The organism is Exiguobacterium sp. CH10 (assembly GCF_018617635.1).
GTDB classification, from domain to species: domain Bacteria; phylum Bacillota; class Bacilli; order Exiguobacteriales; family Exiguobacteriaceae; genus Exiguobacterium; species Exiguobacterium aestuarii_A.
This window is the reverse complement of the sequence record NZ_JACSKO010000002.1, coordinates 38,883-65,720: the sequence shown is the minus strand read 5'-3', so window position 1 is coordinate 65,720 and position 26,838 is coordinate 38,883. Positions and strand designations below refer to the sequence as shown.

General features: G+C 48.4%; 20 protein-coding genes. 3 read left to right on the top strand and 17 right to left on the bottom strand.

Annotated elements, in window-relative coordinates; translation table 11 throughout:
* Positions 1 to 10: 10 nt before the first annotated feature.
* The 5 genes from KNP04_RS07160 to addB all read right to left on the bottom strand — a co-directional run bounded on the left by KNP04_RS07160 (position 11) and on the right by addB (position 11,279).
* Positions 11 to 1,882, bottom strand: coding sequence for an ABC transporter ATP-binding protein (locus KNP04_RS07160; RefSeq protein WP_285801228.1), 1,872 nt, complete (start codon positions 1,880 to 1,882; stop codon positions 11 to 13).
* Positions 1,879 to 3,603, bottom strand: a complete 1,725-nt coding sequence (locus KNP04_RS07155; RefSeq protein WP_214875207.1) for an ABC transporter ATP-binding protein — start codon at positions 3,601 to 3,603, stop codon at positions 1,879 to 1,881. Before KNP04_RS07155 ends, KNP04_RS07160 begins: the two co-directional genes overlap by 4 nt.
* Complete coding sequence (locus KNP04_RS07150) at positions 3,596 to 4,069, bottom strand: MarR family winged helix-turn-helix transcriptional regulator (RefSeq protein ID WP_251129879.1); 474 nt, start codon at positions 4,067 to 4,069, stop codon at positions 3,596 to 3,598. The genes KNP04_RS07155 and KNP04_RS07150 overlap by 8 nt, the downstream gene beginning before the upstream one ends.
* A gap of 177 nt (positions 4,070 to 4,246) precedes the next feature.
* On the bottom strand, positions 4,247 to 7,864 hold the full coding sequence (gene addA / locus KNP04_RS07145; protein WP_214875205.1) for a helicase-exonuclease AddAB subunit AddA: 3,618 nt from the start codon (positions 7,862 to 7,864) through the stop codon (positions 4,247 to 4,249).
* A complete protein-coding gene (addB, locus tag KNP04_RS07140; RefSeq protein ID WP_214875204.1) occupies positions 7,842 to 11,279 on the bottom strand; it encodes a helicase-exonuclease AddAB subunit AddB in 3,438 nt (1,145 codons plus the stop codon). Before addB ends, addA begins: the two co-directional genes overlap by 23 nt.
* A gap of 159 nt (positions 11,280 to 11,438) precedes the next feature.
* Here addB and KNP04_RS07135 point away from each other — a divergent pair, with 159 nt between their 5' ends.
* Both KNP04_RS07135 and KNP04_RS07130 read left to right on the top strand, forming a co-directional pair.
* Positions 11,439 to 11,819, top strand: a complete 381-nt coding sequence (locus tag KNP04_RS07135) for a truncated hemoglobin (protein ID WP_214696163.1) — start codon at positions 11,439 to 11,441, stop codon at positions 11,817 to 11,819.
* Between the two features lie 55 nt (positions 11,820 to 11,874).
* Complete coding sequence (locus tag KNP04_RS07130) at positions 11,875 to 12,264, top strand: hypothetical protein (RefSeq protein ID WP_214785391.1); 390 nt, start codon at positions 11,875 to 11,877, stop codon at positions 12,262 to 12,264.
* 32 nt (positions 12,265 to 12,296) lie between these two features.
* On the opposite strand, the gene KNP04_RS07125 is transcribed toward KNP04_RS07130, so the two are convergent.
* The 10 genes from KNP04_RS07125 to KNP04_RS07080 form a co-directional block, all read right to left on the bottom strand.
* Positions 12,297 to 12,707 carry a hypothetical protein gene (locus KNP04_RS07125; protein WP_015880958.1) on the bottom strand — a complete coding sequence of 137 codons (411 nt, stop codon included), beginning with the start codon at positions 12,705 to 12,707 and terminating at the stop codon, positions 12,297 to 12,299.
* 127 nt (positions 12,708 to 12,834) lie between these two features.
* Positions 12,835 to 15,903, bottom strand: coding sequence for an efflux RND transporter permease subunit (locus KNP04_RS07120; RefSeq protein WP_214875203.1), 3,069 nt, complete (start codon positions 15,901 to 15,903; stop codon positions 12,835 to 12,837).
* A gap of 86 nt (positions 15,904 to 15,989) precedes the next feature.
* Positions 15,990 to 16,460: a competence protein ComK gene (locus tag KNP04_RS07115; RefSeq protein WP_214875202.1), complete on the bottom strand. Its 471-nt coding sequence runs from the start codon at positions 16,458 to 16,460 to the stop codon at positions 15,990 to 15,992.
* A 127-nt stretch (positions 16,461 to 16,587) separates the two neighbouring features.
* Positions 16,588 to 17,928 carry a sensor histidine kinase gene (locus tag KNP04_RS07110; RefSeq protein WP_224860216.1) on the bottom strand — a complete coding sequence of 447 codons (1,341 nt, stop codon included), beginning with the start codon at positions 17,926 to 17,928 and terminating at the stop codon, positions 16,588 to 16,590.
* Between the two features lie 26 nt (positions 17,929 to 17,954).
* Positions 17,955 to 18,617: a response regulator transcription factor gene (locus KNP04_RS07105; RefSeq protein ID WP_015880954.1), complete on the bottom strand. Its 663-nt coding sequence runs from the start codon at positions 18,615 to 18,617 to the stop codon at positions 17,955 to 17,957.
* Positions 18,618 to 18,926: 309 nt separating this feature from the next.
* On the bottom strand, positions 18,927 to 19,133 hold the full coding sequence (gene copZ, locus KNP04_RS07100) for a copper chaperone CopZ (RefSeq protein ID WP_074032640.1): 207 nt from the start codon (positions 19,131 to 19,133) through the stop codon (positions 18,927 to 18,929).
* Positions 19,130 to 21,241, bottom strand: coding sequence for a heavy metal translocating P-type ATPase (locus KNP04_RS07095; RefSeq protein WP_214875201.1), 2,112 nt, complete (start codon positions 21,239 to 21,241; stop codon positions 19,130 to 19,132). Before KNP04_RS07095 ends, copZ begins: the two co-directional genes overlap by 4 nt.
* An 11-nt stretch (positions 21,242 to 21,252) precedes the next feature.
* Complete coding sequence (locus KNP04_RS07090) at positions 21,253 to 21,555, bottom strand: metal-sensitive transcriptional regulator (protein ID WP_214696181.1); 303 nt, start codon at positions 21,553 to 21,555, stop codon at positions 21,253 to 21,255.
* A gap of 92 nt (positions 21,556 to 21,647) precedes the next feature.
* Positions 21,648 to 23,195: a long-chain-fatty-acid--CoA ligase gene (locus tag KNP04_RS07085; protein WP_214875200.1), complete on the bottom strand. Its 1,548-nt coding sequence runs from the start codon at positions 23,193 to 23,195 to the stop codon at positions 21,648 to 21,650.
* 100 nt (positions 23,196 to 23,295) lie between these two features.
* On the bottom strand, positions 23,296 to 23,769 hold the full coding sequence (locus tag KNP04_RS07080; RefSeq protein ID WP_214875199.1) for a PTS sugar transporter subunit IIA: 474 nt from the start codon (positions 23,767 to 23,769) through the stop codon (positions 23,296 to 23,298).
* 190 nt (positions 23,770 to 23,959) lie between these two features.
* On the opposite strand from KNP04_RS07080, the gene KNP04_RS07075 reads away from it, so the two are divergent.
* Positions 23,960 to 24,823: an aminoglycoside phosphotransferase family protein gene (locus KNP04_RS07075; RefSeq protein ID WP_214875198.1), complete on the top strand. Its 864-nt coding sequence runs from the start codon at positions 23,960 to 23,962 to the stop codon at positions 24,821 to 24,823.
* Positions 24,824 to 24,885: 62 nt separating this feature from the next.
* Here the strand turns inward: KNP04_RS07075 and lplA are convergent, their stop codons facing one another.
* Both lplA and KNP04_RS07065 read right to left on the bottom strand, forming a co-directional pair.
* Positions 24,886 to 25,875 carry a lipoate--protein ligase gene (lplA, locus tag KNP04_RS07070; RefSeq protein ID WP_214875197.1) on the bottom strand — a complete coding sequence of 330 codons (990 nt, stop codon included), beginning with the start codon at positions 25,873 to 25,875 and terminating at the stop codon, positions 24,886 to 24,888.
* 71 nt (positions 25,876 to 25,946) lie between these two features.
* A complete protein-coding gene (locus tag KNP04_RS07065) occupies positions 25,947 to 26,834 on the bottom strand; it encodes a Cof-type HAD-IIB family hydrolase (RefSeq protein WP_214785398.1) in 888 nt (295 codons plus the stop codon).
* Between the last annotated feature and the right edge of the window lie 4 nt (positions 26,835 to 26,838).

Sequence of the window (26,838 nt, the reverse complement as noted above, 5' to 3'; positions counted from 1 at the left end):
TGTATTCTTCTCATACAACTTCTTTTTCAGCGAACTGGCTGTTGTATAAATCTTCGTAAAAACCACCGGCTTCAAGCAGCGATTCATGTGTACCTTGTTCGATGACACGACCTTGGTCCATCACTAAGATCAAGTCTGCATCTTTAATCGTTGATAAACGGTGTGCAATAACAAAACTTGTTCGCCCATTCATCAACCGCTTCATCGCCTGTTGAATCAAAATCTCGGTGCGCGTATCCACACTCGATGTCGCCTCGTCCAAAATCATAATCGGTGGATTAGCGAGAACCGCTCGCGCAATCGTCAGTAACTGTTTTTGACCTTGTGAGATATTATTCGCTTCTTCATTCAAGACGGTGTCATATCCGTCTGGCAACGTCCGGATGAACGAGTCCGCATGCGCCGTCTTCGCCGCATTGACGATTTCTGATTCGGTCGCATCGGTTTTCCCGTAAGCGATGTTGTCACGGATCGTCCCATTAAAGAGCCACGTATCCTGTAAGACCATCCCAAACGTATGACGTAAATCTTGTCTCGACATTTTACGCGAATCTTTCCCATCAATCAAAATCTCTCCACCGTTCAATTCATAGAAACGCATGAGAAGATTGATCAATGTTGTTTTCCCAGCACCGGTCGGACCGACGATGGCTACCGTTTGTCCCGTCTTCACATCGAGATTCATATCTTGAATGAGTAGATTCTCTCCATATCCGAAGTCGACGTGACGGAATGCGACATTCCCTTCAGCTCGATCCAAGCGATAAGTCGTTACTTCTTTTACTTCTTCCTCTTCGTCTAACAACTCGAATACTCGTTCCGCTGCAGCGACCGTCGACTGGACGATGTTTGCGATGTTCGCCGTTTGCGTAATCGGCTGGGTGAACTGTCGTGTATACGTGATAAACGCCTGAATATCCCCGATGGAGATGCTTCGTTGTGTGACTAAAATCCCACCGACGACACTGATCAATACGTAACTGATGTTCCCGATGAACATCGTCATCGGCATGATGATCCCTGAGATAAATTGCGCTTTGCGTCCGGCATCATAGAGTTCTTCATTCACCTCATCAAACTCACGGACAGCTGTCTCTTCACGCCCGAACGCTTTGACGACTGCGTGTCCGGTATACATTTCTTCCACATGCCCATTCAATCGGCCGAGATGACGCTGTTGATCGGAAAAGTATTGTTGTGACCGCTTTAGAATCGGGCGAATCGCAAAAATCGTGAGTGGTAAAGACACGAGAGAGATAACCGTCAATAGCGGACTGATGGACAGCATCATAATCAAAATCCCGACAATCGTGACGATCGAGGTAATGAATGACGTCACACTTTGTTGAAGCGTGCTCCCAATCAAGTCAATGTCGTTCGTCACTCGGCTCAACGTCTCTCCATTCGAACGTCCATCGTAATATTTGAGCGGAAGTCGTTCTAACTTTTTATTGACGTCTTCCCTTAAATCATAGACGGTCTTTTGCGCAACCCCTGACATTAAGTACTGTTGAACGTAGTTAAATAGACTGCTGATGACGTAAAGTCCTGCGAGTAACGACAAGATTTGTCCGATTCTCGTGAAATCGATCTCCGCGCCGGGTACACCGGTGAATTTCGCATAGGCTCCTTCAAATAGCTCCGTGATAGCAATTCCCATGATCTTTGGACCAGCAATCATAAAGACTGTACTTAAAATTGCTGCGACAAAGACCGCAATCAGTGTGTTTCGCCGTGGTTTCAAATAGGCAAGCAGACGACGGAACGTGACTTTGAACTCCTTAGGCTTCTCGCCCATCATCATCATGTTCCCACCGCCAGGACCTCCTGGACCACCATGCCCGCCATGAGTTTGTCGCGTCGCTGTTTGTTTCTCACTCATGCGATTTCCTCCTCAGACAATTGCGACTTCACGATTTCTTGATAGACCGCATTCGTCGCAAATAATTCCTCATGTGTACCGATCCCGGCCACACTTCCTTCTTCTAGTACGATGATACGATCGGCATCCATGATCGTACTCACCCGTTGTGCGACAATCAAAACGGTCGCATCCTTTGTCTCTTCTTTTAACGCCCTGCGTAGCGCGGCATCCGTCTTGAAATCGAGTGCCGAGAAACTGTCATCGAATACATACAAATCTGGTTTTCGAACGAGCGCCCGTGCGATGGAAAGACGTTGCTTTTGTCCACCCGATACGTTCGAGCCACCTTGCTCAATCACAGATTCAAATCGATCTGACATCTTCTCGATAAAGTCGCTCGCCTGCGCGATGGATGCGGCATGTTCGACTTCTTCGGTCGTCGCATCAGCTTTCCCATATCGAATGTTCTCAGCAATTGTACCTGTGAACAGCAACGCCTTTTGTGGAACGAATCCGATTTTTGAACGGAGTTCTTCTTGCGATACGGCTTGAACATCGACCCCGTTCACGCGAATCTCTCCAGACGTCACATCATAAAATCGTGGAATCAGATTGACGAGTGTCGACTTACCAGACCCCGTTCCACCAATCACCGCCGTGACTTCTCCTGGGTTTGCTGAAAAACTGACATGTGATAATGCCGGCTCTTCGGCACCCGGGTAAAAGAACGTGACATCGTCAAATACGAGAGTCCCGTGCTCAACGTCGGCCGTCTTCGTACCGTCATCCACTAGTGAAGGAGTCATCTCGAGCACTTCATTGATACGGTTCGCTGATACGGACGCTCGCGGAATCATGATGAACATGACAGAAGCCATGACGAGCGCGAACATGATTTGCATGACATATTGAATGAACGCCATCAAATCCCCGATTTGCATCGCCCCGTTATCGATTCGGATGCCTCCGAACCAGATGACGCCGACGACGGTCAAGTTCATGACGAGCATCATGGCCGGCATGAGGAACGCCATGATTTGGTTGACTTTAATCGAGACGTCCGTCAATCGTTCATTCGCCTCTGTCAAACGAACTTGCTCTTCTTTTTCACGATTGAAGGCCCGAATGACACGAATACCCGTCAAATTTTCTCGTAAGACGAGATTCAATCGATCCAATCGTTTTTGTACTTTCTTGAAGAGCGGCATCGCTTTCCAGAAAATAAGGAAGATTGAGATGACGAGAACAGGCATGGCGGCAACGATGACGAGTGACAACGTCGCATCTTTTGACGTCGCCATAATCAAACCACCGACGAACATGATCGGTGCACTGACGACCATCCGAAGCATCATGATGATGACTTGTTGGACTTGCGTGATGTCGTTCGTCGTCCGCGTGATGAGCGAGGCCGTGCCGACCCGATCAAACTCTTCAAGTGAGAAACGCTCGACATGGTTAAACACGCGTCTTCGTAAATCACGTCCAAATCCCATCGCCGCTTTCGACGAATAAAAACTTGCCACGACCGCTGCGAGTGCCCCAAGCCCGGTCACACCGAGCATGATGCCGCCCATTTGCCAAATATAGCCCGTGTCTCCTGTCACGACCCCGTTATCGATGATATCCGCCATTAATGTCGGTAAGAATAAATCTGCTAACGACTGTGCGAACACAAATAACAAGACCATGAGGACGGCCCATTTATAAGTAATCAAACGTTTTAACAACTTAATCATGACGACATCCTCCTTCACAATCTATGAACCCTTCGTTCAATCCATCTGCAATCTGTTGATGCGCTTCAATCATATGGCGATACGTCTCTTCATCTAAACGAGCGAGGATTTGATTCAACTGATGTTCGGTTCCTTCTTCTTGCTGTTCAATTTCCTCAATCAATCGCTTGCCGGATTGATCGATTGTCAATACCACTTCGCGTCGATTGTCCGGGTTGATGTCTCTACGAATGAGCCCTCTTTCCACAAGTCCATCCAATGATTGACTCAACGTGCTCTTCGGCATCCTTGTACGCTGAACCAACTCTTTTTGAGTGATCGCCCCTTGTTCATTCAACATCATCAGTCCGTGAAGCTGTGGCAAGGTAAGATCGTTTTGTTGGGCCGTCTGATGCATGAGACGAATCAACACACGCTGGACGCGCCAAAACGATTGCATCATCTCCCGCGCTCTTGTTGCGCTCATCTCGGTCATATTTGTTCACTCCTTTTATCGTTCCGTTTCGAATTGTTCTATATGGAACAATTACTTATATAAAATAAATTACTCCTCCTCCACTCACTTGTCAACGATTTAGAATGTGAAGATGCACATAACAAAAAGAGCGATGTCATGTAGCTGACATCGCTCAACGTGTAACCTTTATGAAGTTGTCACCGTGACGATTTCCTGTAAATCAAGTGAGTAAATGAGCGTCTGTTCAACGCGAATCTCCCAAATCGTCTCAATGGCCTCTCGATACAGTTGCAACTGAATCGCGTATCGCTCACGCAGCCGCTCGTGTGCGTCTTCACGAGATTCAGACAAATGGACGACGGCATCTGATTTATAATCCAACAGGACATACGATGTTCCGTCGAAATACAGACAGTCGATAATCCCTTGAATCAAGACGTCCTCATCCGTAAACTGTCCATCCGGGTTGACTCGTTCAGCTGGTACGGTATAGGTGAATGGAAGCTCTCGCCACGCCGTGCCTCGCTCAAGCGCGTCGGCGAGCGCCTGTCCGACTTCAGTCTGGAAAAATGCTTCGACGTCAGGAATGGCAAGACGCGCCGTCTCAGCCTCGACCGGACTGAGCATTCCTTGCTGCTCCCATTTGTCGATTTGCTCGACAATCGGTTGATTCGGGTCAGCCATTTGGAAAATCAAATGTAACGTGGTCCCCCGTTCGGCACCAGTCTGTTTCACTTGACGCCATTTCGGCTCCCGATAAGGTGTATCAATTGGACGAACCGGGTCTTCGAAGGCGGCTTGTTCCAGTTGCATCGCCCGTTTTAATTCCGTCACCGTCTGTTTTGCCGCTGTGCGTACAGCATCCTGAGCTGGATAGCTATAAGTTAACGCTTTGTGGACGGCACGAATCGTCTCATCCTCATTTTGAATAGGAAAATCAATTGCTTCAAATCGTTGCACATGGTGGAGTTGTGCCATCATTTCTTGAAGTGTCGCAATCTCTGCAAGATCGTCTTCTCCAATCAAACGATACGTCCACGAAGTCGATTCATAAAATGAAGCAGGTACCGTGAAACCGAACGACTCGATAAATGTCGAGGCACTCGGCAAACGTAAGAGTGCTGGCGCAATCCAGTCCAAATACGTTTTCGCCTCTCGTCTCGCCTCACTTGCTAATAATTCCCCAGATTGCCCGACCTGTAGCCATTGCTGGAGCTGCTTGGCTGAATCTCCAACCGTACCGACGAGAATGAGTTTCTCTTTTGCCCGTGTCAATGCGACATAAAGGACACGCATCTCTTCGGCTTTCATCGTTGCGTCCAAATCTCGTCGGATCATCTCTTTCACGAACGTTTCCGATTTCGTGCGTGTCACGACATCAATCGCATCGAGTGAAATCCCATATTGCTTATGGAAAATGACGCGCTGTTTCTGGTCGAGTGTATTGAACTGTTTCCCGAGCTGGGCGACAATCGTCACCGGGAACTCGAGACCTTTGGATTTATGCACAGTCATGATCCGAACGACGTTCTCCTCATCGCCGAGAGAACGCGCCTCGGATAAATCCTCCCCTGTATCCTGCAATCGGTCCATAACACGTAAGAAGCGATACAGTCCACGATAGCCGCTTCGCTCGTAAGAGAGGGCGCGGTCATAAAGCGCTTTTAAATTTTCCTGGCGCCCTTTTCCACCTGGCAATCCACCTGAGAAGTCATAAAACCCGGTGTCGTTAAATAGCTGTTGAATCAATTCGGACAAGCTATGGTTGCGTGCATACGTACGCCAGTGAGAAAGACGATCGAGAAATTCCCCACACTTCACGCCAAGCTCATCATCGTCATCCGCTTTTGCTTTCAAGGCTTCAAAGAAAGAATCTTCGGACTCGAGTCGGATTCGTGCCAATTCCCCATCATCAAATCGGAACATCGGGGAACGGAGCGCACCGGCGAGTGGGATGTCCTGAAGGGGATTGTCAATCACTTTCAAGAGAGCAAGAATCATTCGAATCTCTGTCGCTTGAAAATAGCCGCCATCTGAATCCGTATAAGCCGGAATGTTGTACTGTGTCAAAATGTCCATCAACTGTTCAACTCGTCCTTTTTTCGAACGGACGAGAATCACGATGTCCCGGTACTCACAGTTTCTTAGTTGGCCCGTCACTTCATCCGTCACTTTGAACGGTTCTTCCCCAGATACTAATTCTAGGATTCGAGTTGCGATCGCTCGTCCTTCCACTTCCTGTTTCGATAATTCACGACTTGTCCCGTCGACGATCATGAATTCAGGATTCGCTGGAATCGGTTCATATTCACGACCCGGCACGAGTTGAGCGGCCTCATCATAAGCGATTTCTCCGACCTCTTCGTCCATGAGCTGGACGAACAAGTCATTGATTCCATGAAGCACCTCTGCCCGACTGCGGAAGTTTTGAGAGAGATCAATTCGTTTTCCCGTGTCCGCCTGTTTGAAGCGCGTCGCCTTATCGATGAAGAGACCCGGCTCCGCATGACGGAACCGATAAATCGACTGCTTGATGTCTCCAACCATGAACAGGTTCCCAATCTCTTCCCGTTCATTTGCGACCAGGTTGATAATCGTCTCTTGAATTTCGTTCGTATCTTGATATTCATCGACGAGTACCTCGACGAAACGTTCCTTGTATAGAGCGGCGACATCAGACGGTCCATCCTCCTGCCGTAAGATGGCGAGCGCATAATGTTCCAAGTCGCTAAAGTCGACGAAGGCTCGGTCACGTTTCGCTTGCTCATACGCTGTTCCGAACGCACGGACCGTTCGAACGAGCGTCTTGACGAGAGGTTGTTGCATCGAGACGCTCTCTAATAGATCCGCCCCACTGACACGTGCCCGTTCAGCAGCTGCCGTCAACTTCTTCTTCGCTTGATCGTACGCCGGTTTGAGCACCTCATGATAAATTTGATGCTCCTCTTTTTTAGGGACGGCTTTCATCGTCCCAAACCTCATCGCACGTGCGGCCGTTTCGAGTTCACTCCAGACAACCTCTTCCCCTTCTAACTGTTCAAACGGGAAAATCGCCTGACGAATGTTTTCCGACTGCGGCTCATAGCCCGCAACCCGAAGTTCCGCCTCGAGCTTCCGCAGGTCACGCACCGCTTTCTCAATGTCCTGCCACAGCATGTGACCGAACTCGATGAGGATGGCTTCTTGATCCGGGTCATCTCCGAACGAATACATCGAAATGAGTTTGTCCAAATAGGCGTCAGGGTCTGGGAGTGTACGAGCATAATGATAAAGACCAAGAATGAGGTCTTCGATTTCGCTATCGCCACGGTCTGACGTATAGGCATCGACGAGGGCGAAGAAATCCGTATCTTGCTTTCCGTACTCCTCTTCAAGCACCTCTTCTAACACATCATCTTGTAACAACACGAGGTCACGTTCTTCCGCAATCTTGAATGCCGGGTCTAAGTCTAACAAATAGTAATTCTCACGAATCACTTCTAAGCAAAACGAGTGGATGGTTGTAATGAGAGCCCGGTTCAACATTTGTCGTTGTTTTCGAACGTACTCATTCGTCGGGTCGTCGCGCAACGCCTCTTCGAGCGCCTTTGCGATGCGTCGCTTCATTTCTGCAGCTGCCGCGTTTGTAAACGTGACGACGAGCATACGGTCTGCCGTCAACGCATCCGCTTCGTCCAGCAATCGGCTAGACAACCGTTCAACGAGAACTGCTGTCTTTCCTGAACCGGCCGCAGCCGAGACAAGTACGTGACTTCCCCTCGCTTCAATTGCGGCGAATTGATCATTCGTCCATTTCACGGTCATCCCCTCCTAACTCCTGAAATACATCTTCTTTCTCTAACTTTTTCAATTTGCGTGGTTCATTCGCGAGCGCCTCGTCAAAATGGCAGACACTCTGGTACGGACACGTCTGACACGGGCGGCGCTCTTTATATTCGTAAGGTTCTACGTTAATCTTTCCTTCATACATCTCTTCGGCACTCGATTTGACGACGTCAAACGCATGGTCCATCAATTGTTCGAGTTGAGGTGGTGTGACAATCTTCTTCAGTGTATTCGAATCAGGTGTGCCATCTTTTTTATATTTAACCGGGATGACAATCGATTTTTTCGAAGATCCTTTCGCAGAGCGGTCCATCATCTCCAAAATTTCCGGATCGTCGACCAATAACCCCTGCATCTGATACGACTCCAATACTTTCTGTCGCGTCTCTTCCTCAGATCCAGCAGGTGGGACGAGTGGGCGATGAACGTGGAAATACAGTGCCGCAGCCGGCGCCACGTTCTCTTTCGTCCATACCTCTGCCTGTTCAATCAGTACTTTCAAGTAGATGAGCATCTGCATGGCAAGACCATAGTAAATTTCCGCGAAGTCGACTTCACGCTTGCTCGACTTGTAATCGACGATACGAACATACAGCTGATCGTGGACCATCGCCGTGTCGACACGGTCGATTCGGCCGATGAGCTCACACGTTGCCCCATTTGATAACGTGAACGAGACAGGTGGGAACTGCCCACTCCCGAATGCGAGTTCAAACGATTTCGGGTCAAATCCGTCCCGTTTCGACTGTTCAATCAATACTTCTGCCGTCTTGCTGACGACGTCCGTCAATTTTTTCTTTAAATAGGCGTAACGATTTGAACTCATCAGAATGGCGTGTTGGATTTCAGGCGTCACGAGTTCTACTGCCTGTTCCGCTAAGTTCACACATTCATCAGGTGCCACATCCCGCCATTCTTTTCCGTCCATCTTCACCGTTTGTGACATATGTTCAATCGTTCGGTGATACAAGTTTCCGATATCCGGTGCCTCGAGTCGATACAATCGGCGTTCCTTCAGACGCAAGCCATAACTCGCAAAATGTTTGAACGGACATGCTTGGAACGTCTCGAGTCGCGAGACACTCGCCCGAATCGAGGGTGTATAAAGAGATTTGGCCACATCGTCGTCTAGTGATTTCGGGATATTTTGATAGAACAGGGCGCTCGTCAACAACTGCAAACGTTCACGACCGTCCGGATGTTTTAACAGTTCGTTATAAACGGCGAACCACATATCTTGAATCGGATAATGACGACTCAATCGTTGAAGTTCAAGAGCCGTGACCGCTGCCGTCTGGTTCACGTTCGTCAAAAAGGCGAATTGGTCACGTGGTCGGTGCTCTCCTGCCTCGGCAAAATGTGTTTTGATGATGTTTTTATGGAGACGCGCTTTCAAATCAGCGATGAAACGTGCCGGTTGAACCGCTTTACCGGTTCTGTCGACGAGGGCGTAACTAATATAGAGACGCTCACTCGGTGCCGTCACTGCTTTATATAAGTAATACGTTTCATCATCGAATAAGTGCTCGGTCGCTTTCCCGGCACGCAGTCCGTTCTCATGCATAAAGTCCAAGTCGTGATCGGTCAACAATTTGGACTGTGTCGTGACGAGAGGGATTTGATCTTCATTTGCCCCGAGCAAGAACACCACTTTTTTATCAATCAATCGACCACGGACATAGTCCGTCACCGTCAACTGATCGAGTGAAGGTGGAATGAGCGCATAACGTAGACTGTCTAGCCCAGTGTCCATCATCTGAAGAAACAGTTCCGTCGACAGCGTTTCTTCCGGAGCTGCCGCTTCCAATTGTTCGAGTAGATGTAAGACCGCGTCCCATACTTGGGTATGTTCACGCGCTTCGAGCAACTGCGCTTCTTCAATCGCCTCGTCACGCCAATGGGTCAAACAGTCGGATACACCAATCCGCTCCAAAAAGGCATACATGGCATGCGTATAGGCTTGCATCGTCTTCGCCTGCTTCAAATCCGCTAACAACGGATCGAACGTTTCGATGACGCGTTCCCGGTATCGATTCAACTCCACTTCAACGTCTAGCTCTTCACTCGTCAGTCGCGCTTCTTCCCCTGTACGACGACGCAATTGCCATGCATCGTGCCAATGATAGTGTTTGATCCCGCGCTCAATGACGAACGCTTCGAGACGGTCAACTGACGTGCGTCGATGTGTCGGGTCGAGGACGACGAGTTCCGTCTTCAATGCCCGGAAGACCGCCTCCTCCCGATAGCTACGCAAGGCGATGTCGATGGTTGCTTTCAACAATTCGACGAGCGGATGGTCAAGCATCGGTTGCCGTTCATCTAGGAAGTAAGGGAGCCCCATCTTTTGTAACGCCTGCGATGCCAAATCGCCATACTCTTCGAGTGAACGCGAAATGAGCGCGATATCTCGGTAACGATATCCTTCTTCACGGGTGAGTCGGATGACTTCTCGAACGGCCGCTTCCACCTCGACAGTCCGGTCGACGGCAGCATGTAAATCGACGCGGTTCTCTGCCCCTGTATACGGCTCTGCCGTCATCTGGTCAAACGTCGCCTCTAAATAGCGAAGGCTTGGATGCGTATAGCGATAGATGGTGTCATACGGTTTGTCGACCGATGGAAGTTGCCGTTCCGACAAGAGTTCCTTGAAGCGCATGAGCGTCCGTTGCGTCGGTCCAAACAATGGGTCAGGACGATACATCGATGAAGGGTCGAGCGTCAGCAACACATCGACGTCGACTTTTTCCGCAAGACCGACAAGGACGGCTAATTCCTGCTCCGAGAACTCATTAAACCCGTCCACGTAAACACGGACTCCCGTCAAATCCGTCTCGGGCAACAGTTGCAACAGGACGTTGAAGTAATCTTCCGCATGTAGCGACTTCCCTTCTGTCATCTTTAAAAATCCTTCATAGATGATGGAGAGGTCCTGTAACTTCAAGGCACGGTGTTGCGCTTGTTCACTCAACCGCAACAGATGTTCGGGTTCGACAAGTCCTCGCTTCAACATCGAAATCAATTGGTTCAACTCTTCATAAAATCCGAACTGGTTCATCGTTCGACGGAACAGGGTCAATCGTTCCTCGCTCATCTCGACGACTCTCCGCAACAACAGATGTGTCCCCGTCTGATCTAAAAATTGGTCGGTCGCCACTCCCGCATCCCGCATCATCAAAAATGCAAGACGGCGCATCGATAGTACTTGGATTCTTGTCGAGCCGCGCAGGCCGTCCACTGTCGCCATCTTCTTCTCCATTTCAAACGACATTTGGTCCGGCACGATCATATAAATCGTTGGTCCGCTCGGATTTTGTTTCAGTTCTTGAATGACCTGTTCGATCATCCGTTCACTTTTCCCCGTTCCCGATCGACCGACGTGAAAGGTTACTGTCATTTTAGCGAACACTCCTTCCCTTTTTTCTTTCATTATGAACCATCCGCTCTTATTTGTAGAGGGAAACCTCCTCTTTACCCTAGTCAAAAAAGTCACAGCTTGCATCATTCCCATTTTTAGTCGAAATCGATTAGACTGAACGTATGAGGGGGAATGAATGTGAGTGCCTATGAACAATTTGGAGGCGAAAGCGGCGTTCAACAACTCGTTGACGCGTTTTATGACCTCGTCTATGCCGACCCGATTCTACTTCCACTGTTTCCGGAAGACAAAGAGCGGGTGAAGCAACATCAATTCGAATTTTTGACCCAATTGCTTGGTGGTCCGAAGTTGTATTCGGAACGTCGCGGTGGTGGGAATTTAGCGATGATTCATCATGAACATCCGATTTCTGAGACCCATGCCGGGCATTGGCTCGGATGTATGGAGCAAGCGCTCAAGACAGTCGATGCGCCAGAATCGATCAAACGTCAGCTCTTCCAGCGACTGATCATGTCCTCTTCGAATGTCGTCCGGGTTTGCTCGCATCATTTTGAGTAGTCACAACTATAAAAAGTGGGTATGATAGGAAAGTAAGTAAAGGAGGTCGTTTCACATGACAGAAGAAGAAAAAAAAGAAGTCGTCTCATCTGAAGAAGAGGGGACAGAAGAAAAAGAAGAAACGGTAGTCCTCGCCGACGCGCTTGATGAAGCTAACGAAGCTGCTGAAGCAGAAGAAGATGAGGACGATGATGAGGATCAACCGGAAGAGAAGAACATGGATCACATCAAAGGCGTCTTCAACTACGATCATGAAAATGGTCGTGAGTACCGTGTCGTCTTTTACAACGATCGCAAAAACTTAGTGTTCCGTGAACTTGGAAACGGCAAAGTCGAATTTGTCGGACGCTTCACGGACGATGCATACGACGAAGAAAATGAGGCAGAAATGCGTGAACTCGGGCAACGTGAACTCGAGCGCATCCTCGCTGAACGCTTCAAATAAAAAAATCGCCGAATTTTTCGGCGATTTTTTTATTAGTTCTTCTTATTTCGTTTCTTTTTACGGAGTGCGTATGCGACACCAGCAATCCCACCGACAACGGCAAGTCCGGCAACAACCGGAACGAGAACACGTTTCGTTGGAATCATCTCTTTCACACGCTCATACGGTGTTGGTGTCGAAAACTCTAACTGTACAGCTGTATCACCGTGTCCATGCGCCCGTGCCTTACGTGACGCATCCGTGACGACGACACGTCCAGTCGTCCAGCGGCGGTTCCCATATTCGTCCACATATGGACGACGTACACGCTTCACGTCGCGTACCATCTTCCCACGCGCACGGTCCGGTCGAACGACACGCTCACTCGACCAAGAACGGCTCCCCGTCACGCTGTATGCGGGTCGTACTTTACGGCGATTAAGCCAAGTATATGAATCGTTCATTTTCAATTCCCTCCCATACTGTTCAAAACCTCTCTTCTAATTATACCCATACAACATCACCCAAAACATGTGACAAATGGTTCAAAAAAAGATGTGACACCATACGGCATCACATCTTCAAGCTGAATCATTCTGTAAACGGTTTGTCCTTGTGACGGCGTTTCGCCAAAATCAGGTAGTACGCCGGAACAAGCACGAGAGTCAACACAGTCGAGAATAGAATACCCGATACGATGCCGATCGCAAGTGGTTTGAAGAGCGGGTCTTCTCCAAGTGCAACCGGTAGGAGGGCAACGACTGCGGTAAGTGCTGTTAAGAGAATCGGACGAATCCGAGCACGTCCGGCTTCGTACACGGCGGTCGTGACCGGTAAACCTTCACGAATTCGTTGTTCGATAAACTCGAACAGGACGACTGCGTTCCGGACGACGATTCCCGCAAGCGACACCATCCCCATCGATGCCATGAAACTGAACGGCGTCTGTGTCACGAACAACCCGACGACCGCTCCAGCAATCGCGAGATAGATTGTGAACAACACGAGAAGTGGTAGTGACAATGAGTTAAACTGGAACGCGATGATCAAGTAAATCAAGAACAAGACGACGACGAACAATGTCGCAAGCTCTAAGAAGAACTCGTTCTGCGTATCGCTCGCTCCGGACTGGTCGAACGTGATTCCTTCATCCTCTAACCCAGCCTTCGCATCATCCAACACTTGCTCGACATCTTGCTTGAACGCATCTTCATCCGTGCCTTCACTCGCATAAATTTGGAGTGTGACCGAACGTTCCCCGTTCTCGCGAGGAATTTGTTGAATTTGCTCAGTCGTCGTTTCTGTCACGAACGTGCTAAGTGGTGCAACAGGTGGACCGGCTTCCGTTTCGACCGGGATTAAAATATCATCAAGAGCAAGTGCCTCACGGTTTGCTTCCGCATCGATGACAATCTTCACGTCACGCTGTTCCACACCGTCATCGAACGTGCCGATTGGAATCCCGTCTGTGACGAGTCGGATTTGATCACTGATAGCTTTCGCTGTGACACCCGCTTGGGCCATCTCCTCACGATTTAGCTCGTATGTGAGCGTTTGGAACGGCTCTTTGATGTTATCGAGAACGATGGCACCATCGATTTCTTCCAAGTCGGCCTTCACTTGGTCACGTGCAGCGACGAGCTGATCAATCGTTTCGCTACGCATCGTGAATTCGACAGGAGCCGATGCCGGTGGTCCTTGTTGTTGCGTATCTAAGAAGATTTCTGCATCAGGATATGCTTCACGCAATTCATTCGTGTATTTATCAATCAACTCGATGGCATCGATTGATTCATTATCGACACGAACGACGACTTGCCCTGTGTTTTCACCGGACTGATCGAGTCCACCCGTGAATAGACCAGGAAGTCCACCACCTGCAAAGATTGATGTTTCAACGACCCCGTCCTCTTCTTGGAACCTTGCTTCGATTTCTTCAAGACGTGCTTCTGTCTCTTCTAAATCCGTCTGTACTGGCAACGTTACACTTGTCACGACTTCCGGACGGTTCGCCGCCGGGAAGAACTCAAACGGCGTGAGAAGAATCAAGCCATATAACGCTGTCGTGATGACGAAACCGACAATCCCGAACGTCCAAGGACGTTTCGCGACACTCGGTAACAGACGGTCGGCATAGAAGTTACTGAGACGATTGAGCGGTCCGCCGAGCCAACCCGGCTCACGCTTCGATACTTTCACTTCTTTTCGGTTCAAGCGATACTGTGCGATCGGCACGAGCGTCAAACTGATGACCATCGAGGCCAAAACAGAGAGCGCGAGCACCGTCGGCAAGGCACGGATGAAGTTTCCGTTCGCGCCAGACAGTAAAGTGAGCGGAAGAAAGGCGAAGACGACCGCGAGTGTCGACGTGACAATCGAGCCCCATACTTCTTTCGTTCCACGAACTGCTCCGAGCATCGCGGAATCACCACTACGGTACCGTCGTAAAATGTTGTCGTTGACGACGATCGCGTCATCGACCAAAATCCCCAAAGCGATGATTGCTCCGATAATCGAGATCTGGTTCAAGTCGACCCCGGTGAACTGTAATGGGATCAACGCGATCAAGAATGACAGCGGGATCGCCAAACTGACGATGATTGACCCAGAGAACGTGAGACCAATCGTTGTCACGGCGATGACGGCGATGATCGCGATAATGAATTCACGCGTCAGCGACGAGAAGATTGCATCGACAGCCTTCGCCTGTTCATAATACGGAACAAGCTCAAAACCGTCCAAATCTCCAAGACCGTCTTCCACTACCTCGTTGACACGGTCTTGCATCGTCGGGATATCCAAACCTGACTCAATCGGTACAGTGATGGAAACGGCTGGTTTTCCGTCTAGTGAAACGAGGTCCGTCTCACTTTTCGCTGTCTCTTCAACCGTTCCGACATCTTCTAACAAGACAGGCTCTCCGTTAAATGAACCGACAATTACTTGCTCCATGTCATTCACATTCGTCAAGTTGTCGATTGCCAGTTGATAAATGCCTTCATCGGTCGATTGGCGACCGAGCGGTGTCGTTTTATACTCTTCGTTGATTGCTGTCAACACGTCAGGGAAGGCGAGCTGCCGTGCACTGAGTTCTTCAGAGTCGAGTGAGACGACATACTCTTGCTCCGGTAGACCCTTGACGGTGACTCCTGTCACACCATCTGTTCGTAGAAGGTTCGATTCTAAATCCTCGATGTCTGCACGAACATCCTCGAATGATTCACGATCATCCGCAGTCAACAAGTAAGAGGCGACCGGTAATTGACCGAGCGAATCATTGACTGTCGGTGCGAGTGCATTTTCTGGCAGCTTTGGTGTTGCGTCAGACAAAGCTTGGCGTACGTTCGCCTGAAACTCTGCCTGATCAGTCCCATCTGCATACTCGACCGTAATGTTTGAGAACTCTGAAGCCGAAATCGACGTCACGTTCTCCACTCCTTCTAGACTACGTAGTTCTTCTTCTAACACGCCGGTCACACTACGTTCAACTGTTTCGGCCGTCGCACCAGGATATGGTGTTTGAACAAGTACGATGTTGATTCCCGTTTCAGGAATCTCACGTTTAGGAAGCTGGAAGAACGTCAGCACACCTACGACGATTGCGACGAGAAGAAACACGATGACCAGTTTCCCTCGTTCAATCATTTTCTCAAAAAACATAAAAACCCCTCACTTTCGGAAGATGTGCAAATACACATATGATATCTCTTCTTCATCATAGAGGGGTTTCGTATTGAATTCAATCCTTAAGCGTGTTGCAATGTGCTGCCATGGAAACGTTTTTGAAAAGCGTATGATAATTCGATTGACCGTTGTTTTTGCCTTGCCACCGTATGGTCGGATACGTGAACCTTGACTGATTCACCTGTCAAAAACTGAATGAGTGTCTGATTTCCGTCTTTTTTGATGGCTGTCACGTGCTGAAAATTGATCCACGCACAGTCTGGACTCTCCTTTGCAATCGTCGGAAAGAAGACCGCGTCAGCGTGCCAATCCATCACGACAGGTGTCTTCCGATGTGGACCCAGGACGTGACGCGCTGCTTCGATTCTGCCTTGAATGCTCGATCCATAGTACAAACATGCATGTTCTAATAGGTCGATGGGTGACCCTTTCACTCGCATCACGCCTTCCGGTTGATACACGAGCGTCTCCGCTTCGCCAAACTCGTTAAATACAGGAATTAAAGCTCTCGTTTCATTGGTCAATCTACTCATCTTTTCATCCCCCATAACGTATGTAATGACTTACATGTCATTCATACCAGGATTCTGCACGCCCCGCAAATCGACTTTTTGACATTTCCCATAAAAAAACCAGCCGTTTCTTGGCTGGTTTTCAAAATCAAGCGTTAGATTTTAAAGCATGGTTCGGTTTGAGTCGCGGAAAATAAAATCTCACCGCAGTTCCGTCTCCTGTATTTCGAAGGGAGACTTCCCCTGTGTGAAGTGTCACAATCCGTTGGACGATAAATAACCCGAGTCCGAACTTCCCTTGTTTGCCACGAGAGAACTGATGGAATAAATCAAGGCTCTCGTCAACGGGTGGTCCATCATTAAAGATGATGATTTCCACGCCAGACTCGTCTCGGTTCAAGTCAATTCGGATGCATGTCTCCGCATAACGAAGCGCATTGTCGAGGACGTTCTCGAATGCGACCCGGATTTGTTCCCCGTCCCCGAGCATCTCGCCACCTTCACCGTTAATTTCCCAATCAAGCTGCCCTCTCAGTTTAAAGCGCGCGACAAGGAGTTCCATCAATTTATCCAAATTGATCGGTTCAAGTTTCATCTCTTGTCCTTTGAAATATTCGAGCTTCGTCACGTACAGCAAGTCGACAACTTTCTTTTCGAGTCGAGATGCCTCTTCGTCAATGACTTCAGAAGACCCTTTCAAGTCTCCTGTCGGATAGATCCCGTCACCGATCGACTGGGCATATCCACGGATGACCATAATTGGCGTTTTCAAATCATGTGAAATGTTTTGGAGTAATGCTTGTTGAGCGAGATCCTGTTCCTTCAATTCTTTGCGCATGGCATCGATTGAGTGGGCCAATTGTCCAAGTTCGTCTTGACGATCTAGTGGAAGAGCCGTCTCCCATTGGCGATTCGAGATTTTCTCGACCGCGCGTTCCATCTCGACAATCGGTTTCGTCAACTGGCGAGACATGAGCAGTGCCGGGATGAGTGACAAGAGGCTGATGACACCGATCAGAATTGAAATGCGCCAATATAACGTCGATACTAATTCACGACGGTATGCATCCCAAGCATATGAAGCTTGATAGACGATCGTTCCATCATATTCATTTTGACGAATAATGTAATAGACGTCTTCCCCATCAATCGTCGTCTGATATCGCTCGACTTGCCCACTTTGATTCAACGCTTCTTGATACATGCGATTCGTCAATTCGAGCGGTGCCGATCCGTAAATGATTCGTCCGTTCGGAAGAAAAATCAGTTGGTTGACCGAACGTGACTCTTGTTGACGTCGGTCATACTCAATCGGATTTTGTGGATAGTTCTCTAATTCGTTCGTGTTGCCCAAATAGTAGTCTACATCTCGTAACGTCTCATATACTTGTTCATCGATGAACTGGGTGATGGAAGAGCGTATGGTGATCAAAATCATGAGCGCGAGGGTCACGATGATGAGCAAGATGAGTACCCATATCTTCCACATGAGACGCTTTGGCTTGAGGGCGTTCATCATGGTCTGACGAGACGGTAGCCGATACCGTAAAGCGTTTCAAGCTCGAGTCGGTGCAATTTCTTGCGAACGCGGCGCACCAAATCATCGACGACTCGGTCCGAACCGAAATAATCGTTCCCCCAAACTCCTTCAAGTATCTGTTCACGCGATAAAGCCGAACCCGGATGTTCGAGGAAGAGAAGGAGTAAGTCGAATTCTTTCGAAGTCAAATCAATCTCTTCGTCCCCATGTTTGATGAGTCGTTTGTCCGGATAGATCGTATACTCCCCGTACTCGATATGTTCATTCGACTTCGACCCATAGACACGGTCAATCAACTTCTTAACGCGTATGACAAGTTCTCTCGGAAGGAACGGTTTGGCGATGTAGTCATCTGATCCCATCTCAAGACCGATGATTTTGTCGATGTCCTCATCTCGGGCTGAAATGAAGATGGTCGGTGTATTGGCATTGACGGCCTTGATTTGTTTCAGCAATTGAAAACCATCCAAGTCCGGCAGCATGATGTCAAGCACCCATAAGTCTGGCTGATCCGGGATCGCTTCTTGCGCGGATGTCCCGTCCGCGAATGAGCGAACGTTGTATCCTTCCTGTTCTAGATACGTGACGAGCATTTTATTCAAGTTTGCTTCATCGTCGACTAAGTAGATTGTATACATTCAAGTCACCTCAACACGTTTTTTCTCATCATATCAAACAATTGTCGTGAAATGATGGGAAAGGTTTAGAGTCAAAAAAAAGAAGGCAACGAAATCGCACCTTCTTCAACGTACTGAATTTGTTCGTAGCTGTTGCGCCAAAAACGCTGTTCCCCCACTAATCAACGCCAACACTCCACTGATCATGATGATTTCCATGATGTCCGCCTCCTGTTGATACCGATTCTCATTATCAACTTAAATATAGCACACATCCTATTTGTTGAATACAACAAAAAAAGTCCCGATTTTACTCGGGACCCTTCGTCATTATGCCTTTACGTCGTATCCTTGCTCTTCGACTGCTTCGACCATCGCCTCGCGTGAGACAGAATCTTCGTGAATCACGTCGACCCGATGCTCTTGGAGTGATACGGTTGCTGATTCGACACCGTTCAATTCATTCAACGCTCCCTCAACGGCAGCTTTGCAGTGATTACATGTCATGCCTTCTACTGTCAATGTTGTTTCTTTCATGATGATGATCCTCCTTGTGTTTTTAATCGTAATGCGTTCAAGACGACAGACACCGAACTGAACGCCATCGCCGCACCGGCAATCCATGGGGCAAGTAACCCCGCTGCAGCGACCGGTATGCCAAGACTGTTATAAGCGAGCGCCCAGAACAAGTTTTGACGAATGTTTTTCATCGTCAAACGGCTCATATTCATCGCCCGGCTCACACCTTCAATGTCATGCCCTACAATTGTAACATCTGCCGCCTCGAGTGCGACATCTGTACCGCTCCCAAAAGCAATCCCGACGTCTGCGACCGCAAGGGCAGGAGCATCGTTCATACCGTCCCCCACCATGGCGACACGGCCTGATTGCTTCAAGCGTTCGATTTGGTCTGCCTTCTCGACCGGAAGGACTTCGGCAATGACATGATGGTGTGGAAGGCCAAGTTCGTCGGCAATCGCATAAGCGACTTCTTTTCGGTCACCCGTCAAGACATATACGTCACGTGTTTGGCTAAGTGCCTGCACGACATCGCGGCTTTTCGGTTTCAATTGATCCTGTAGTCCGAACGCCGCGACAATCCCTCTCTCATCTGCGACATAGACCGGGGTCATCGCTCGCATCGACCAATCTGGCAAGTTGTATCCGAGCTCTTCCATCATTCGAACAGACCCGATGATGAGTTCTTTCCCGTCAACGACCGCTTTGATGCCACGACCCGCCAACTCTTCGACTTTCGTCACGACACCATCGCCATGTTCTCGACCGATCGCCGCCGCCAAAGGATGTGTCGATTGGCGTTCTGCCATGACGGCACGGCGGAGCGCCGCTTCATCTCCGAACGTTTCTACCACTTCCGGTGTTCCGTTCGTCAATGTTCCTGTTTTGTCAAAAACGACGATGTTTGCTTCATTAAGTGACTCGAGTTGCCCGCCACCTTTGAACAACACACCTTGTTCTGCCGCTCGTCCGGTTCCGACCATGATCGATGTCGGCGTTGCCAATCCGAGGGCACACGGACAGGCAATGACAAGTACTGCGATCGATGCACGAATGGCCGTATCGATATCATTCAAGAGAAACGCCCAGACAGCGAACGTGACGGCACTGATGGCTACGACAATCGGCACGAACACACCAGAGATACGGTCGGCCTGCCGTTGAATCGGCGCCTTATCTGTTTGTGCCTGCTCGACGACACGTACGATTTGAGCGAGCATTGTCTCTTTCCCGACTCGTTCTGCCCGCATAAGGATTCGGTGGGACTGGTTGATCGTACCGCCGACGACTTCAGCATCGACCGTTTTCTCGGCAGGAATCGATTCACCGGTCAACATCGATTCATCGATGACCGTCTCCCCTTCGATGATGCGTCCGTCCACTGGAATCTTTTCTCCCGGACGAACAACGAGAACATCTCCTGCCTTGACGAGTTCAACGGCAACAGACCGTTCTTCTCCGTCGACAAAAAGGATCGCCTCTTTCGCCTGAAGCGATAAGAGTGATTTCAACGCATCGGTCGTCTTCTCTTTCGCTCGTCCCTCTAACCATTTCCCGAGCAATACGAGCGTGATGAGGACGGCACTCGTTTCGAAGTAAAGATGTGGATTCATCGGGTGCACAATCATTTCAAAAATGGAATAAAAGTATGCGGCCGACGTTCCCGTTGCGACAAGCACATCCATGTTCGCCGAGCCGCTCTTCAAGCTCTTATAGGCCCCTTGATAAAACTGTGCCCCAATCCAAAACTGGACGGGTGTGGCAAGAGCGAGTTGCCACCATGGGTTCATCAGCCATGGTGCATGAAATCCGAGTCCTGGTATATGCGTCAACATGACGAGGAGTAAAGGTGCCGACAACAAAGCAGAGATGATGACTTTCCGCTGTAATGGACGTAAGTCATGCGGTGGCGCCATCTCCACTTTTGGTTCAGCTCCATATCCGATTTTTTCGATTCGGGCGATCAGTTCTTCTTCTGTAATGCCTTCATCGACACGAATGGTTGCCGTCTCGAGCGGCAGGTTAACCGTCGCTTCGACACCGTCCATTTTGTTCAACACTTTTTCAATTCGTGCCGAACAAGCCGCACAGGTCATTCCTTGTATGGATAACTCAACGGTTTTCATGAAATCCCTCCTTATTTTTTGATGCGGCTGACAATCGTCATCAATTCATCAATGTAAGGTTCCATGTTTTCCGTCTCACTTGCGTGAACCAAACACTTGCGCATATGGCGTTCTAACAGTTGCATCTCGACTTGCTTCAGCGCGGCCTGGATTGCTGACGTCTGTGTCAAAATATCGACACAATAGCGGTCATTCTCGACCATCTTTTGAATTCCCCGGACTTGTCCTTCGATTCGTTTTAGACGCTTTCCGAGTGCCTCCCGCTCAGCATCATCACGCGGAACGAGTGGTTGTTCATGCAAAAATTCATCCATGTTGATCACCTCACCACCAATATACCCCTACCCCGTAATAGTGTCAAATGAAAGGATAAAAAAAGGAACGACATGAAGTCGCTCCTTTCTACTCAACTATTTTGGAATGCCTCGCTCTTCAAGACGGTTCGTAAAATCTTACCTGTCGTATTTCGCGGAAGCTCTTCGATGATTTCAATATAAGTCGGTTGCTTATATTTCGCCAACTTCGTTTGCGTGTACGCACGAATATCCTCTTTTGTCACATCTTCATGTTTCGTGACAACGAACGCTTTCACCGCTTCGCCTTGCTCCGCATCCGGCACACCGATCACCGCCGCTTCCACAATATCAGGATGTTGATATAGAACTTCTTCTACCTCACGAGGGTATACATTATAGCCTCCGACGATGACCATATCCTTTTTCCGGTCGACGATATAGAAATAACCGTCCTCGTCACGTCGAGCCAAATCCCCTGTATAGAGCCAGCCGTCGCGAAGCGTCATCATCGTCTCTTCCGGTAACTTGTAATACCCTTTCATGACGTTCGGTCCACGTACAATCAACTCTCCGACTTCACCGACGCCGACTTCTTCCCCAAGCTCGTCGACGACTTTGTTTTCGACATGAACGATGGAAGGTCCGATCGATCCCGCTTTTCGCTCGCCGTGAAGCGGGTTGAAGCAAGTGACCGGTGACGCCTCAGACAGACCATACCCTTCGAGAATCTTACATTCAAACATCTGCTCAAATGACTCGAGCAATTGGACCGGTAAACTTGCCCCTCCTGAGACGAACACGCGGACATGTTTCAACGCGGACGTATAGGCCGGTACTTTCATCGCCGTCTGCAGCAAGAAGTTGTACATCGTCGGTACTCCTGCAAAGAACGTCACGCGATGCTTTGGCACCAAGTCGAATACATCTTGTGGTGAGAACTTTGGTAAGATGACAATCGTCGCCCCACGAAGGAGTGGTGCATTCACAATGACGGTCAAACAGAAGACGTGGAACATCGGCAATGCCGCTAACGCTTTATCCTCTGGTGTAATGTCCAAATACTCCCCGATTGAATGCGCATTCGAGAACAGGTTCTGGTGCGTCAATAATGCGCCCTTCGGCTTCCCGGTCGTCCCACTCGTATAGAGAATGACGGCAACCTCTTCTTCATCGACTTCAATGAACGTTCCTTCTGTCGCAGCGAACGCTTCCGCAAACGGGATAAACTCAATTTCGCCTTCACGCTTCAATGCCGGTACGTCCGCATATGGGACAGAGATGACAAGTTTCAACTGAGGTAACTTCGAGAGTGCAGCTTCTGCCTGCGCGACGAGCGGTGACAAGCCAACAATTCCTTTGACGTCTCCATCAAGTAGAATGTAGGCCATTTCATCAGGCGTGTATGTAGGGTTGATCGGAATGACGACCCCTCCACGTGACAACACGGCGAAGTACGCGATCAAGAACGCTGGGCTGTTGCCGAGAACGAGGGCGACGTGATCGCCTTGTCCAATCCCTTTTTGTTCAAACGTCGATGCCATCGCCTTGACTTGCCCATAAAACTGTCCGTAACTCACTGTGTCTTCCCCAAACACATACGCCGCTTTTTGCGGGTGAGCGGCCACCACTTCTTGTAGTGACTTGACTAAGTTTGCCATGGTAATCCCCCTTTAAATGAATGATGATTCACTTTTGAGCCATAAAAAAGAGCACGTTGTCCGCGCTCTTTTCAATTACTTCTATTGTACATGAAATGTTTCAATAAGAAAACGCTTCCAAAAAGTTCGTCTGTACATGATATAATCCGGTACGACTTTTGACATGAACGAGTGCTTGGAGTGCCTCATCATCCATGAGTAAATCATCAATCAATTTATGATACGCCTGCTTTTTCGGTTCCGTTGTAGCTGTAATCAATAAGATGGCTTTCGCGTTAATCGTTTCACCAGTGATCGTCTTCATCTCGCATGGATTCAACAGATGAAGGAGTGAGATGCCGTCTCGTTTTGAAATATAGAGCGGTACGTCGATGACAGCTACCGGCTCGGCCACGTCACTCACTCCGGACGGAATAATCGCTTCTTGATCTAGGATTACTCGTGTAAATGAAGAATCGACAACCTCTTTACGTTCCAACTCTAGCCCTACCGCCATGACAGCCCGTTCAAACGTCGCTTGTTCCGTTACCCACATCCGACTTGGATCCATCCATTCACTGAGCCTTCGATACATGGTTACTCCTCCTATTTTGATCAGCCTCTACGAAAGCGTTTGCATAAATTATGATACGCCTTATTTTTTTTAGGTGCAATCTGTAGCATCAACGTTCACGAAACTGCCAAACATCTATAATCCTTTGCTATACTTTGGAGTAAAGTATTTTAGTCAGATGTATAGATTTTTGTATTGAGGGGGGAGAACATTGCTCGAAAAACTTATTCATATCTTTGATTTGGACATCCAACATTCCGCTCCTGTTGAAAATTCATTTAGTTCAACTGTTTATCGATGTGTGCAAACTAGTGGTGAGACTGTCTATATCAAAATCCCATTCTCGAGAGTGAAATTGTTTCGTGAACTTGAAGCTTACCGACTTTTAAAAGCTCACATTCCAATCCCGACATTGCTAGACTTTTGGACCGGTGATGAACATTCAATCGGTGCCCTGCTCTTGAAAGAATCAACCGGTGTACAACTTTCCGTAGATTCATCGGCCACAATCGCTTTTCAGGTGGGACAAGTGCACGCTAAGATGCATTCCATTCCACAACCAGCTAATCAAAAGACCACATATATCGAAAATGTTTTTCAAGAGTGGCCACAATTTCTAGATCGTCAATTTTATAGTTTTGCGATAGATGCAAAGCCTTTGTTGGAGGAATCATTATATAACAAAGCCATTCATACTTTTGAAAAAATGAAACTGCAGCTCCCAGAATCTGATGGACCTAGTTTTATACATATGGATTTTAGACCAGGTAATATCCTTGTCACATCATCTGAAGTCTCAAGTTTGATTGACTTTGAAACCGTTCGTTTTGGTTCAACAGAAGTCGATTTCACTAAGATTTATCGGGACTATCTGAGTCATGACTTACAGTTATATGAAGCCTATCAAGAAGGTTACACAAGTATTCGACCATTGATCGATCTCGAACGTGTTCTTCCGTTTTATCGATTTACTGATGCTTTTAACAGTATTGGGTGGTGTAATCGTAGAGGACTTGAACAAAATATAGATTTTTATGAGAGAAACCTAGACATCCTTAAAGCAGAAATAAGTTAACCTTTCTTTGAATCACATCAAAAAGGTGTTTCGGAAATGCATCCCGAAACACCTTTTTACTTTTAACTAATCAAATCAACCAATTCCTCGAGCTCAACATTTCCGAAGTAGTGCTTCAGATCGAGTTGTAACAATTGCTCGCGGATAGCCGCACGTTCGAAACGAGTCCCGACGAGCGCCTGCTCGACATCTTGGATGTCACCGACACCGAAGAAATCACCGTAAATCTTCGCTTCAGTGATCGTTCCTTTGTTGACGTTCAAGCGGACATCGATTGTCCCGATTGGGAAACGACGTTTCGACTCGACATCAAACTTCGGCGATTTCCCGAAGTTCCAGTTCCAGTTCGCATAACGTTCTTTCGAGATATCATGGACAATTTCCCAATCCTCGTCACGAAGCACGTAACGCTCTGGCTGCTCTCCATCGTAAATCGAATGGAGCAACGCCTCGACGAAATGTTCCATTTCCATCTCACGCTCTAAAAATTCAGTGATGTTCGCCACACGGCTACGGACCGACTTGATTCCTTTTGAACGCATTTTCTCTTCCGAAACGTTGAGCGAGTTGACGACTTCTTCAATGTTCGAATTGAACATGAGCGTCCCGTGGCTGAACATGCGTCCGCGCGTCGTGAATTGTGCGTTCCCGCTGATTTTACGTTCACCGACCTGAATATCGTTACGGCCTGTTAGCTCCGCCTCGACACCGAGGTTACGTAAGGCATCCACGATCGGTTGCGTGAACTTCTTATAGTTATTGAACGAGTTGCCATCGTCTTTTGTGATGAAGCTGAAGTTCAAGTTTCCTTCATCGTGATAGACGGCACCGCCACCAGAGAGGCGACGTACGACATCGATGCCGTTCTCTTCAATGTACTTCAAGTTGACCTCTTCAGACGTGTTTTGGTTTTTCCCGATGATGATCGATGGACCGTTAATATAGAACAAGAAGTAGTCTTCATGGTCTACGTTCAAGTGTTTTAAGATATACTCTTCGACCGCCAAGTTAAGCTTTGGGTCGCGGATATCTGGATTAAAAATAAATTTCACAGTCTATTTCCTCCTAGTCGGATGTTCGTTACTCGTATTATACGAGACGAGACGATGACTCGACAAATCTTTTACTTCCACTCACCTGTCATCACTCGTTTCAAGGCATTCGCCACCCCATACTCGTCGTGACGCTCTGTGACGTGGTCGCTGATAGCAATCAAGTCCTCATGGCTGTTCCCCATCGCAATCCCTTTTCCGGCCACTTTGAACATCGGTACGTCATTCAAGTTATCACCGATGACGACGACTTCTGATAAATCGATACCGTAATGTTCAGCGAGCTTCGTCACACCGTTTCCTTTATCTGCGCCGTGTGCCATCACTTCAATGTTGTCATTACCTGAAGATGTGACGTACACACCTTCGACTTGTGCTTCGATTTCTTTCCAAAGCGCCGTCATTTTCTCGAGATGGCTTGAAAACGCGATGAACTTATAGACACGTCCTGCTTCCTCACGAATGAAGCTCTCGATGTCGTCGACAATCTTGACGTCTTCATTGACATAATAGCGATTCTTAAAGAATTCATACATCTCGAGCGAGCGGTCGTCACCATTCGCTTTCAGGTTTTTCATCGATGCTTCAATCAAGTCGCCACGGCTCGCCACGAGTCCAGCTTCCGTGTACATCTCGTAAAAGACGTCCGCATACTTATGGTCTTGATGAAGGACTTCAATGACCTGAAGTGCCTCTTCGATCGTCAAGTCGATCTCATGAAGGACTTCTCCTGATGTGTCGAGCACGCGTCCCCCATTCGACGATACGATTGGGCAAGAAAGGCCAACCTCATCTAGGATTTGTTTCGCATTCACATAGTTGCGCCCCGTCGCAATTGCGAATCGAATGCCTGCTGCCTCTGCTTCACGAACGATTTCTGCCGTCTCGTTCGCAATCTTGGTGTGGTTGTGCAAAATCGTACCGTCCATGTCTGATACAAAAAGTTTATACGTTGCCATCTTC